We start from the raw sequence: 12955 nt of genomic DNA on the forward strand, positions 1-12955 counted from the left end.
TATTTTTCGCTGAAAAAATATTCGCATATAAATAGAGAAATAGTAAATGGACTCAAGGAACTATCAGCAGGTAATGTCATAAACAAAGTTAATGAGAAAAATTCGGAACATACTGCTTTTAACGAGCTGATCAACTATTTAAGCCGTGTCAGGGAAAAGTTTTTCACATTCGCAAAAGATGTGCATGATACAGGGGAAAGCCTCGCTGAGAGCGGTGAGTATGCTTCTGAGAAGGCAGATATTGTAAGAGCTGCAATTGATGAGGTTGGAAGGGGGCTGCAGAAACAGTTAGTTGCAACCGAAGAAAGTTCCGTATCTATGGAAGATATGGCACAGGCGATTGAAGACTTGTCCGTGAGATCTCATCAAATTTCAGAACAATCGAATACGACCTTGGAACTGACTCAGGAAGGGAACGGAAAACTGAAAGACTCCTTGGAAAAAATGGAGAAGTTTAATCAAACGGTAAGTACAACAAATGAGGCAATAGAAAAACTAGGAGAGAAATCTCATGAAATTGGCACCATTGTAAAAGTGATTACAGGGATTTCTGAACAAATCAATTTACTTGCTTTGAATGCAGCCATAGAAGCAGCTCGTGCGGGTGAACATGGTAAAGGATTTGCAGTTGTTGCGGATGAGGTTCGAAAGCTTGCAGAACAATCGCGCCAGTCCTCTTCTGAGGTATCAAATATAGTAAAGAATATTCAAGAAGAAACAGACGTCGTGGTAAGTTCAATGAAACAGGGAACAGAGGAGTTTTCAGATACCAATTCTACTATTGTAGAGGTTGGATCCATGTTCGAAAAGATCCTTGCTACTACAAAAATCATTGCGGAAAACAACGCAAATTCTTCAGCAAGTACAGAAGAACTATCGTCCAGTTCCCAGGAGATCATGTCAACAATCAAAGAAATAGCATTCATCTCCCGGGAGTCGGTGGAAATGTTTGAAGAACTGATTGAAATCAGCGACGATGAATTACAGACGATGCAAAAATTAGTTAGGGAAGCAAACAGAATTGCAGAGTTGAAGAGTAATGTGGAAAAGTTCCTGTTCACTTGGAATCAAGCTATGGAATCAAAGGAGTCACTAGGCGGCCAAGATCCTGAAAGAGCAGCATAGCGGGAAAAGGACACCGGCAATTGCTTAGGTTCTAGTGTGGATACGTTTTATTCAATGTACAGGCACTCAACTTTATGAGGTGCCTCAGCTTATAAACAAAGTCCAATACGGATGATGTTTATAGGCTTTTTGTATATAAGTCAAGTCATCACCATTCTTGTCACCTTACAAACCTAGGTGTGTGAGTGGAGCGGAAGGCACATGGCCTCCTGTGGATAGAGGGGAGGTCCCGCAGGCTCCTGCGGGCGGTGCCTTGCGATAAGCCTACATCGGCTTGCGTGTTATAGTTCCTTTGTATTCTAATTTATACGCTGCTGAACGGCGGCTTTTTATGCCAACGAGGGGGGGCACCTCCATCAGGGCGGAGTCGTGCGCCTGGAGAAGGAATCACTTTTTTAAAAAAATGAGCTACAGTCTGAGTCACCTCCGCTTTATTGAGATACCTGTTTTATGATCACGGGAATTCTCCTTTCAATACAGAAAAAAGTTACTCAATTCACAATTCATCCTTAATACTTCGCAAAGATTTCAAATTTTTATTCTATACTATAGAGTGTTGGGTAAACTTGAACTAAAAGAAAGGATTCGAGGTCCTTTATGAATAGAACTCTTATTTATATTTTGGTAAGTTTAATGTTAATTGTATCCGGCTGTAAAAATAATAGACTGTCACTTCCCGATAATGCAGAGAACACACTCATGGTTTCGCATTTGAAGGATGCCGGGTTGACGTTTATTGATAAAGACACGCAGAAGGTGACGGGTACGGTTAAATTGGATGAAACGATAGCAGATATGGTCCGGATTGATGAGGAGAATATTGCTTACACCAGTAAAGACAGCGGCAGCTTAACCTTATTGGACACCAGGAGCGGAAACCGGAAGCAGTGGGAAGACCTGGGTTCAGGCGTCAATGAGCTGTTATATAGCGATGACACAAAGCAGCTTTTCTTGGCGGACAGCGCTAATAATGAGATCAAGGTATTTAATATAGAAGAGGAAAAAGTGACGGCGTCGATTCCTGTAGGGGATTTTCCTTTATCGATGGCAGTGGATGAGGAGGAAGGTCTCCTATTCGCCGTGAACCAGCAAAGCTCTTCTGTATCTGCGATCGACATGAATAAGCTTGAAGTGACGAGAGAGTTTCTGGTTCCTTATCTGCCCGAGGGCGTTTGGTTTAAAGATTCGAAGCTTTATGTCGGCGGGCATGGACCTGTCCACGGAGACTTGAACCGTTTTGTCTATGTAATCGACCCAAAGAGCGGTGAACAGCTTGACCGTATCAGGGTCGGGCTGATGCCTGTTAAATTTTTCAGCCCCCCGGCCAGTGACGATCTCTATGTGGTTTGTCATGGGTCACATGAACTTTACAAGATTTCTACGGATGTCTCCGATACGGAAAATATCAAGGTGGGGGCCAACCCGTATGATGTCATTGGAAATAAAGATTCACTTTATGTCACAAGCATCGATAGCAATTCTCTTTTTATATTGAATCTTGACACATTTGAAATTACATCAGAGGTTGACATAAAAGGGGGCCCTGTTGCCATTATCGAGGGAGGTGGGCCGGAGTGAATATACTCGTTGCAGATGATGAAAAAGATATGATTGGACTGTTGAGCTCTTATTTGAAGGCACATGATTATTCTGTCTTTTCGGCAGGCAACGGCAGAGAAGCCATCAATGTATTGAAAAGGGAAAACATTGATTTAGTTTTGCTCGACATAATGATGCCATTGATGGACGGACTGGAGGCAGCGAAGGAAATTCGGACCTTTTCAGATGTCCCCATCATTATCCTGACAGCAAAAGGGAACGAGGATGACCGCGTGACAGGCCTGAAAGCCGGCGCAGATGATTATGTAGTGAAGCCTTTCAGTCCAAAGGAACTCATAGCCAGAATTGAGGCCGCTCTCCGAAGGTCAAAAGGATTTACTAGTGAAAGCCTCAAGAGCCGAACGATCCGCCATGAAGAGTTAACGGTTGATTTGAAAGGGCATGTGGTGAATGTCGATGGCTCCACAGTAACGTTGACTAGAAAAGAATTTCTGCTGCTGTCCCTTCTTATGCAGAATCAAGGTCAGGTATTCAGCAGGGATCAGCTCCTGGATAAGGTTTGGGGGTTTGAGAGTGAAGGTACCGCCCGCACCGTTGATACTCATATTAAAACACTGAGATTGAAACTGAAATCCGCAGGCTCATATGTGCAGACGGTTTGGGGTGTTGGTTATAAATTCAATTAAAAAGAGATTCACACGTATCGGCCTGCGGCAGAAAATCTGGCTGACAATTGCTGTAGTTACGATCATCACGGTTATGATCACGATTGGGCTGACCTTTTACTTGTATGAAAAGTTATATGTAGATAAACAGAAGGACTTGATTCATCTCCAAGGGCAAAACTTAAAAGAAGCTTACCTGGAGGAACGGGATGGGGAACAATTCCAAGAACTCGTGGAGTGGACAAAGAAAAATTCGGAAGCTGATATCATTTTTACCAAAGATCCCATGAAACTCAGCGCCTCTCTCCCATATGGGGATATGGCGAGTGAAACATTGATCACGTTTGAAGAAAGGCAGAGACTTTTAGACGGGGAAACCGTAACAATGGTCCGTCAGCATCCGGTATTTGATCAGGACATCTTAGCGGTGGCAATTCCTTTGCTGGAAGGAGATATTCTTACAGGAGCCATTTTTCTGTACATGCCTTTGGAGGATGTATATGCCCCTTTCGAATCGATTCGATATGTGCTGGCTGGCTTGGCAGTTTTCATCGTTTTAATGGTTGTGTGGTCAGGGAGAAAAATTGCCTCACAGATGATTCAGCCGCTGAAGAAGATGGAAATGGTTTCGGGAAGGATGGCATCCGGTGACTTTTCAAAAAGGATTGAGGTTCCCTCATCTGACGAGATAGGCTCGCTGGCTCGGTCATTCAACCAGCTGGCTAAATCATTGGAAGAAGTGGAGAGTAATAGGAGAGAGTTTTTACAAAATGTTTCCCATGAGCTCAGAACTCCTTTGAGTTATATGAGAGGATATACTGAAGCCATCCTGGAGGGAGTCATTGAAAGTGAGGAGGATCAGCGGAAATACCTGCGGATCATCCAGAACGAAACAGCCCGTTTGACACGGCTTGTCAATGATTTATTGGACCTCGCCCAGCTGGAAGGGGATTCGTATCCAATGAAGCATGAACCGATTCCGTTCGCTCAGGTGGTTATGGATGTGACCGAAAGATTCAGGCTTCCCTTGGAGAAGAAGAACATCCATCTCTATCTTCAGCTTGATGAAGAGGCAATCATAGAAGGAGATGCCGACCGGCTTGAGCAGGTGATCAGCAATCTCCTGGATAATGCGATTCGGTATACCCAAGGGGCAGGAGAAATTATAGTGGAAATGCGACAAACAGAGGGATTCAGTGTTCTCAGGATAAAAGATACCGGGCGCGGCATTCCGGAACAGGACCTGGAAAACATCATGGATCGTTTTTACCGGGTCCATAAGCCGCGGACAAGGGATGAAGGTGGATTTGGATTGGGGCTGGCCATCGTCAGGCAGATTGTGTGGAAGCATGGCGGCACCATTGATATACAATCCAAACCGGGAAAAGGAACGTCGATATCACTGGCATTCCGTTCCATGTCCTTTGAGGACGAATAAATTTAGGAGGATGTTTTAAATGAAACCCAATTCTTTATGGATGACAATCACACTGGGCAGTGCACTGTTTCTCGCAGCCTGCGGAGCTCAGGATAATGAACAGAACACGTCGGAAACCGAGGAGATGATCCAGCCAGTGGAGGTCGAAATCACCACTGAACCAGGGCAGGATGAGCTCAAGGATGGAAAAGAGTTCACGTTACAGGCAAAAGTCACCCAGGGTGATGAAGGTGTTGATGACGCGGATGAAGTGGAATTCGAATTCTGGAAAGAAGGACAAGAATCGGAAGAACATGAAATGCTTGAGGGTGAGTCCCAGGAGGAAGGCATTTACTCCACCAGCAAGACGGTGGACGAACCGGGAGTTTATTATGTCATCTCCCATGTGACAGCAAGGGACATGCACACGATGCCTAAACTGGAGTTGGCTATTGGTGATGTTGAAGAGACAGAACATGCCCACGAAGAAGGAGAAGGCCATGGAGATAAAGGTTCCCACGATCATGGAGAAGCCTCCGCACATATCATGGCAGATGATACAGTGAAAGCGGGCGAAGAAGTCGAATTGATTGGCCATGCCATGAACGGGGAAGAGCCATTGACAGAAGCGGATGTCCGGTTCGAGATATGGAAGGATGGAGAAGAAAAGCATGAGTTCATCGATGCAGAGGAGACTGATACAGGAAAATACCAAGCGCTCCATACCTTCGCAGAACCAGGGTCCTATCAAGTGAAGCTCCATGTGGAGAAAGGTGAACTGCACACTCATAAAGAGAAAGTGATGACGGCAAACTAAACACAGGAAATAAATACACGTTTTATGAACAGCCTATTGTGAGAAAGATAAATACAAATCAGGAAGGAAGCAGATGTCTGAAACATCGCTTTCTTTTTTATTATCACTGTGACGCTTTACCACTTTAAAGCATCCGGGGACAGTCCCTCATTGCTTTAAAGCGCTAAAAGGGACAGTCCCTCTTCATGCTTTAAAGCGGGAAAGTGCATGTGCTGAGCCTTCCTGAATGACCCATACCTTCAATTTCTTTATAATATCAGCAACAATAGATAAAGGAGATCTAATATGATTTCATTGAGCGTACTGGATTATTCGCCGATAGATGAAGGAGCAGACGCGCATCAGGCACTTTGGGAGACGACGGCACTTGCGACGTATGCCGACTCACTGGGGTACCGGCGGTTTTGGGTATCGGAGCATCACATGGTCGACTCCGTTGCAAACAGCAGCCCTGAAATGTTGATGATGCACTTGGCGACCTCGACTTCCACCATACGTATCGGATCGGGAGGTGTCATGCTGCCCCATTACAGCAGCTATAAGGTCGCAGAAAACTTCCGCATGATGGAAGCCCTGCATCCAAACAGAATCGACCTCGGGATTGGCAGGTCACCAAGCTACAGGGTTGTCAATACTGCCTTGAATGAAGGAAAGACAAAGAAGAACTCCTATGAACTGCAGGTGGCTGACCTGAATAACTATTTTACAGACACCACAACAGAAGAACACCGGTTTCCATCACTGATTGCAGCACCCAGGATTCCTACCGCACCACAGATGTGGATGCTGGGCTCGGGGGAAAGAGGGGCCAGGGTGGCTGCTGCGCAAGGGACCGGATATGTTTTTGCCCATTTTGCGAAACCGGGGAGCAGAGGGGTAACGATCGTTGAAGACTATCGCAAGCAATTCCGGCCTTCTGCTTTCCTTGAACACCCCAAGACAATCGTTTCCGTATTTGCTGTAGTCGGGGAAACAGAAGCGGAAGCAGAAGACCTGGCGAAAGCATTCGATCTGTGGCTGTATTTTGTGGAGTCGAATAATCAGCCGCCGTATTACCCATCAATTGAGACAGCAAAGAAGCGGGGCTTTACTGCCAGCGAGGAGCAGGGAGTCCGGCAGAACCGCAGGCGGATGCTCATCGGGACGCCGCCAAAAGTCAAAGCAGAGATTGAACGCATTGCAGACGCATTTGAGACGGATGAGATCATGGTCATTCCAAATGTTTCAGGCATAGAAAATCGGAAAAAGGTGATTGGGCTGCTAGCTGAAGAATTCAGATTGAGTGATAATAAAGACCTGTAAATGGTTAAGCTGAGCAGGCCTTTGGTTTAAGATGCCACTCCTCGGGAAATCTAACTAGAAAAAGAGTAAAGGAGTGGAATCTTGGAATTTTCATTAAGTTTTATCGTTAATATAATCATCGCGATCTATTTGTTTGTCGATGCCAGAAAACGAGGAAAGAATCCATGGCTCTGGGGAATTCTCGGGCTCATTTTTGGTACGCTCGTCCTGGGCATTTATTTTATTCAGACAGGCAGGAAGGGCCTGGGCTGGGTCATTGTCATCCTATCCATTCTTTGGTTCATCCTTGCGTTGATCCTGGGAATCATCGGGACGCTGTTTGGATTATTAATATAGGTAGAGAGCCCGGATTTTCCCCCAGGGGCACGAATGCTATTCTCTCGCAATTGCTTACTTCCGGAGATTTTCCAGCTGAATGAGGGTCATATTCTTTAGCTTTCGTATTAAATTGTAAAAGTTCAAGAAGAAAGCCTTTATTTTAGGCTCTTTTCGTAAACTTTGTTGCTATTCAATATAAATTTCAACTAATATCCTGGTAAATCGTCGTTAAAACCGCGGTGAGCAGGAAAGAAAAGAGCTGCCCGTTCTTTTTCGAGAGTAAAACCCTATGAATACAGGGGAAAAATCCGACACTTGGGATTTTTCCGAAAGCAACAATATATGCGAAAACAGCCTTATTTTAAAAGGTGAGACGCCAGCTGGATTGATGCCTGCTGGCGTTTTAAGTTGTGAGGGAAAATCCCCATTCCGGTGAAAATCGCAATTTATGGTTAAAATATAAAAAATAGTCTATTTATATAGAATGAAGACTGACTAGACAATCGCAACCCGAAGGAGTGAATAAGATGTACAACTACCCTGATGACAGCCTTGCTTTACATACAGACCTTTATCAAATCAATATGGCAAAAACGTATTGGGAAGACGGACTGCACGAAAAGAAAGCGGTATTTGAATTATTTTTCCGGAAGCTTCCTTTCGGCAACGGATATGCAGTTTTTGCCGGCCTTGAGAGAGTGATCCGTTTTATCGAGAACTTTCAATTCAGTGAAACGGACATAGAGTATCTCCGTGAAGAAATCGGGTATGAAGAAAATTTTTTACAATACCTGCAGGAAATGAGGTTCACAGGCAGCATCCGCTCGATGAAGGAAGGGGAGCTTGCATTCGGAAACGAACCGATGATTAGGGTGGAAGCGCCTCTAGGGCAGGCTCAGCTCCTCGAAACCGCACTGCTGAACATTGTGAACTTCCAAACATTGATTGCCACCAAAGCAGCGCGCATCAGGGAAGTTGTTGATGATGAAGTCGTGATGGAGTTCGGTACAAGGCGCGCGCAGGAAATGGATGCGGCAATCTGGGGAACCCGGGCAGCGTTCATCGGCGGCTTTGATGCAACGAGTAATGTCCGTGCAGGCAAGCTGTTCGGTATTCCAACAGCCGGGACCCATGCCCATTCATTGGTTCAGGCCTATCGTGACGATTATACTTCTTTTAAAAAATACGCTGAATCCCATACAGACTGCGTTTTCCTGGTGGATACATACGATACCCTGCGCTCCGGAGTGCCGGCTGCCATTCAGGTCGCTAAGGAAATGGGAGATAAGATAAACTTCAAGGGGATCCGCCTGGACAGCGGGGATATGGCCTATCTTTCAAAAAGAGCGAGAGAAATGCTCGATGAAGCAGGATTTCCTGAAGCAAGAATCGTCGCTTCCAATGATCTGGATGAGTATACCATCATGAACTTGAAAGCCCAGGGAGCGAAAATCGACACTTGGGGAATTGGGACGAAACTGATCACCGGGTACGACCAGCCTGCGCTCGGTGCTGTATACAAACTGGTCTCGATCGAGAATGAAGACGGTAAAATGACGGATACCATCAAGATATCCAGCAACGCTGAAAAAGTCTCGACCCCCGGGTTGAAAAATGTGTACAGAATCATCAATAGGACGAGCGGAAAGTCAGAAGGGGATTATATCACCTTGGAGGAAGAAAAACCTCAGGAACAGGATCGAATAAAAATGTTCCATCCTGTCCACACCTTTATAAGCAAATTTGTCACTAATTTCGAAGCCATAGACCTTCATACCGATATCTTTGAAAATGGCAGACTGGTTTACGAGACACCATCACTGCAGGAAATCCGTGAATACTTCAAAAAGAATATTGAAGTGCTCTGGGACGAGTATAAACGCCTGATGAATCCTGAAGATTACCCCGTCGATCTCAGCGAAAAATGCTGGAACAACAAGATGCGGAATATTGAAGAGGTCAAACAAAAGGTGCAGGCATACCAGGAGAGCAAACAGTAACGAATGTTTGTGGCTTTAGAAGCAATGGTATTATAATAATAGAATATTTTTAAAAATCCTGGCAGGAGAGTGAAATAACAAGATGGATTCTTTGCAAAAACAAATCGTTGAAGAAATGAATGTGAAACCAGAAATTGATCCAAAAGAAGAAATCAGACGCAGCGTCGATCTCATGAAAAACTACTTGAAGAAAAATTCTTTCTTAAAAAGCCTTGTACTGGGAATCTCCGGCGGACAGGACTCCACTCTTGTCGGGAAGCTTGCCCAAAAAGCGGTGGATGAACTGAATGAGGAGAACGGGACGGATGAATACCAGTTTATTGCCGTGCGCCTTCCATACGGCAAACAGAATGACGAGCAGGATGCCCTGGATGCAGTCGAATTCATCCAGCCGAGCAAATCATTCACTGTCAACATTAAAGGGGCAGTGGATGCCAGCGCCACGGCAATGAAAGAGGCTGGAGTCGCGCTGTCGGATTTCACAAAGGGAAATGAAAAAGCGCGCGAACGCATGAAGGTCCAATACAGCATGGCTGCAATGAATAAAGGTGTTGTTCTGGGGACGGACCATTCCGCAGAAGCGGTAACAGGGTTCTACACAAAGCACGGTGATGGAGCCGCCGATCTGGTACCGATCTTCCGCTTGAATAAGCGTCAGGGAAGAGCGCTGTTGAAAGAGCTGGGTGCACCGGAGCATCTCTATACTAAAGTTCCGACTGCCGATCTCGAAGATAACAAACCAATGGTTCCGGATGAAGAAGCACTTGGTGTAACATACGAAGAAATTGACGACTTCCTGGAAGGAAAAGAAGTTTCCCCGGAATCTGCGAAGACAATCGAGGGACACTTCCTGAAAACAAGGCACAAACGGGAACTGCCCATCACTGTGTTCGACGACTGGTGGAAAGAATGATCTTGCTGGCCGGCCGGCTGGGAGCTTTAAGCCCCTGGCCGGTTTTTATGATGGATTCCGGGCGGGATTTTGTATAAGATTTACATATGAAGTGAAAGGAGCGATGCTGATTGATTTTTAAAAAGCGGAACGTGCCAAAGGAGCTGCAACTATTGAGGGCGCTGCGGCCGCGGATGAATTTTACCGAAGAGGAAGAAAGCTACTACCAGTACAAAGAAAAAGGGTACCTAGGAGAAGTGAACTTCGATAAGTGGGCAGACCCCCTGAAGGATATGATTTTCCTCCATGACGCAACCTTCACTGTGCACAACAACCACTTCCAAAATGACTCCCTCGGAATCACCGCAGGAACCCTTCATATCTTTGAAATCAAGAACTTCGAAGGCGATTACCTCATCAAAAAAGACAAATGCCACTCCCCGAAAGGAAATGCAGTCAAAAATCCCCTCCTCCAGCTCGAAAAAGCGGAAACCCTCATCAACCAGCTTGTCAAAAGCATGGGCTGGCGCATCTTTGTAAAACCCCATCTTGTGTTTGTCCATCCGGAATTCCACCTATACGATGTCCCATCCACTTTACCAATCGTTTATCCCAGCCAGCTCATGCGCTTCAGAGAAAAACTGCAGCAGCAAAGCTCGAAACCGACTCGCCCCGACATCCAGCTTGCAGAGAAACTGTGCTCTCTCCTGAAGGACGACCTGCCTTATACCAGTGTGCCCGCCTTTACCTATGAGGGACTGCGGAAGGGGATTGTTTGTCCTGGTTGCGGGGTGTTTTATGGATCAGTCCAAACTACTTTAATTTGTAAAAATTGCGGTAAGCGGGAGAAGTGTACGGAAGCAGTTTTACGGAGTGTCAGGGAGTTTAGATTGTTATTTCCAAATCTAAAGATGACCACAAACACAATTTATAATTGGTGCGGGACTTTTAAAGATATCAGAACAATACAAACAGTATTAAGAACTAATTTTACACTTAAAGGGCATGGGAAATCAGCACACTATTTATAATTTTGAGGTCTTTAGCTATCAGGGGAGTGATTCTGGAAGCTAAGGGTGTCTATGAGGTGGTCGAGTCTGGGGAAAAAGAAAATCGATGTGGTCATAGAGTGTCAATGAGGCGGTGGATTCCGGAAAAAAGAGAATCGATGTGGTCATAGGGCGTCAATGAGGGGGTCGAATCGAGAAAAAAGAGAATCGGTGTGGTCATAGAGCGTCAATGAGGCGGTGGATTCCGGAAAAAAGAAAATCGATGTGGTCATAGGGCGTGAATGAGGCGGTGGAATCCGTAAAAAAGAAAATCGATGTGGTCATAGAGCGTCAATGAGGGGGTCGAATCGAGAAAAAAGAGAATCGGTGTGGTCATAGGGCGTGAATGAGGCGGTGGAATCCGTAAAAAAGAAAATCGATGTGGTCAAAGGGCATCAATGAGGGGGTTGAATCCGTAAAAAAGAAAATCGATGTGGTCATAGAGCGTCAATGAGGCGGTGGAATCCGGAAAAAAGAGAATCGATGTGGTCAAAGGGCGTCTATGAGGAGGTCGAATCAGAAAAAAAGAGAATCGGTGTGGTCATAGAGCGTCAATGAGGCGGTGGAATCCGGAAAAAAGAAAATCGAAGTGGTCATAGAGTGTGAATGAGGTGGTCGATCCCGGGATAAAAGAAAATCGATGTGGTCATAGGGCGTGAATGAGGCGGTGGAATCCGTAGAAAAGAAAATCGATGTGGTCAAAGGGCGTGAATGAGGCGGTGGAATCCGTAAAAAAGAAAATCGATGTGGTCATAGAGCGTCAATGAGGGGGTCGAATCGAGAAAAAAGAGAATCGGTGTGGTCATAGGGCGTTAATGAGGCGGTGGAATCCGTAAAAAAGAAAATCGATGTGGTCATAGAGCATCAATGAGGTGTTCGAACCAGAAAAAAGACCAATCGAGGTAGTCAAAGGGCGTCAATGAGGCGATGGAATCCGTAAAAAAGAGAATCGATGTGGTCATAGAGCGTCAATGAGGTGGTCGAATCCGGAAAAAAGAGAATCGATGTGGTCATAGGGCGTCAATGAGGAGGTCGAATCAGAAAAAAAGAAAATCGATGTGGTCAAAGAGCGTCAATGAGGCGATGGAATCCGTAAAAAAGAAAATCGATGTGGTCATAGAGCATCAATGAGGAGGTCGAATCAGAAAAAAAGAAAATCGATGTGGTCATAGAGCATCAATGAGGAGGTCGAATCAGAAAAAAAGAGAATCGAAGTGGTCATAGAGCGTGAATGAGGTGGTCGAATCCGAAAAAAGAAAATCGGTGTGGTCATAGGGCGTGAATGAGGCGGTGGAATCCGTAAAAAAGAAAATCGATGTGGTCATAGAGCTTCAATGAGGCGGTGGAATCCGTAAAAAAGAAAATCGATGTGGTCATAGAGCGTCAATGAGGTGGTCGAATCAGAAAAAAAGAAAATCGATGTGGTCATAGGGCGTCTATGAGGAGGTCGAATCAGAAAAAAAGAGAATCGGTGTGGTCATAGGGCGTGAATGAGGCGGTGGAATCCGAAAAAAAGAAAATCGATGTGGTCATAGAGTGTGAATGAGGTGGTCGAAACAAGAAAAAAGACCAATCGAGGTAGTCAAAGGGCGTCAATCCAGTCGGTTCAATCCAAAAAAAGAATCGAGGCAGCCATAAAATGTTATGTTGTAAAAAGGTGATTCGCATTGAATGCCAATAATCACCACCAACCCCTCCCCAATTTCCAAATCCTAAATTTTGTTATATAATTGTAACAGAAAATTCTGATTTGTCGTGAACGTAGTTAAATGCAAAACTAACAGAACCACACCCAGGGCATAAGCACCTA

Annotated in this window: 10 protein-coding genes; all 10 read left to right on the forward strand. The window is 45.2% G+C overall.

Annotation, left to right across the window (positions count from 1 at the left end; all coding sequences use genetic code 11):
- Positions 1–444 precede the first annotated feature (444 nt).
- Positions 445–1125, forward strand: a complete 681-nt coding sequence (locus AC4E8A_RS01650) for a methyl-accepting chemotaxis protein (protein WP_490198748.1) — start codon at positions 445–447, stop codon at positions 1123–1125.
- 597 nt (positions 1126–1722) lie between these two features.
- The gene (locus AC4E8A_RS01655) at positions 1723–2703 is read left to right on the forward strand and encodes a YncE family protein (RefSeq protein WP_490196432.1); all 981 of its coding nucleotides are present in this window, start codon (positions 1723–1725) and stop codon (positions 2701–2703) included.
- Positions 2700–3371, forward strand: coding sequence for a response regulator transcription factor (locus tag AC4E8A_RS01660; protein ID WP_490196433.1), 672 nt, complete (start codon positions 2700–2702; stop codon positions 3369–3371). Before AC4E8A_RS01655 ends, AC4E8A_RS01660 begins: the two co-directional genes overlap by 4 nt.
- A complete protein-coding gene (locus AC4E8A_RS01665) occupies positions 3349–4788 on the forward strand; it encodes a sensor histidine kinase (RefSeq protein ID WP_490196434.1) in 1440 nt (479 codons plus the stop codon). Before AC4E8A_RS01660 ends, AC4E8A_RS01665 begins: the two co-directional genes overlap by 23 nt.
- Positions 4789–4807: 19 nt before the next feature.
- Positions 4808–5584 carry a FixH family protein gene (locus AC4E8A_RS01670; RefSeq protein WP_490196435.1) on the forward strand — a complete coding sequence of 259 codons (777 nt, stop codon included), beginning with the start codon at positions 4808–4810 and terminating at the stop codon, positions 5582–5584.
- Between the two features lie 285 nt (positions 5585–5869).
- Positions 5870–6886, forward strand: coding sequence for an LLM class flavin-dependent oxidoreductase (locus tag AC4E8A_RS01675; protein WP_490196436.1), 1017 nt, complete (start codon positions 5870–5872; stop codon positions 6884–6886).
- 81 nt (positions 6887–6967) lie between these two features.
- A complete protein-coding gene (locus AC4E8A_RS01680) occupies positions 6968–7222 on the forward strand; it encodes a hypothetical protein (protein WP_490196437.1) in 255 nt (84 codons plus the stop codon).
- 509 nt (positions 7223–7731) lie between these two features.
- The gene (locus tag AC4E8A_RS01685; RefSeq protein ID WP_490196438.1) at positions 7732–9204 is read left to right on the forward strand and encodes a nicotinate phosphoribosyltransferase; all 1473 of its coding nucleotides are present in this window, start codon (positions 7732–7734) and stop codon (positions 9202–9204) included.
- A gap of 82 nt (positions 9205–9286) precedes the next feature.
- Complete coding sequence (gene nadE, locus AC4E8A_RS01690) at positions 9287–10117, forward strand: NAD(+) synthase (protein ID WP_490196439.1); 831 nt, start codon at positions 9287–9289, stop codon at positions 10115–10117.
- Positions 10118–10227: 110 nt separating this feature from the next.
- Positions 10228–11127 carry a nuclease-related domain-containing protein gene (locus tag AC4E8A_RS01695; protein ID WP_490196440.1) on the forward strand — a complete coding sequence of 300 codons (900 nt, stop codon included), beginning with the start codon at positions 10228–10230 and terminating at the stop codon, positions 11125–11127.
- The last annotated feature ends 1828 nt before the right edge of the window (positions 11128–12955 follow it).

The organism is Bacillus sp. SRL337 (assembly GCF_984799155.1).

Excerpts from the sequence above, each read along its gene's own strand:
- AC4E8A_RS01650 (WP_490198748.1), top strand. The coding sequence starts at position 445 with ATGGAGAAGTTTAATCAAACGGTAAGTACAACAAATGAGGCAATAGAA.
- AC4E8A_RS01655 (WP_490196432.1), top strand. The coding sequence starts at position 1,723 with ATGAATAGAACTCTTATTTATATTTTGGTAAGTTTAATGTTAATTGTA.
- AC4E8A_RS01670 (WP_490196435.1), top strand. The coding sequence starts at position 4,808 with ATGAAACCCAATTCTTTATGGATGACAATCACACTGGGCAGTGCACTG.
- AC4E8A_RS01675 (WP_490196436.1), top strand. The coding sequence starts at position 5,870 with ATGATTTCATTGAGCGTACTGGATTATTCGCCGATAGATGAAGGAGCA.
- AC4E8A_RS01685 (WP_490196438.1), top strand. The coding sequence starts at position 7,732 with ATGTACAACTACCCTGATGACAGCCTTGCTTTACATACAGACCTTTAT.
- nadE (WP_490196439.1), top strand. The coding sequence starts at position 9,287 with ATGGATTCTTTGCAAAAACAAATCGTTGAAGAAATGAATGTGAAACCA.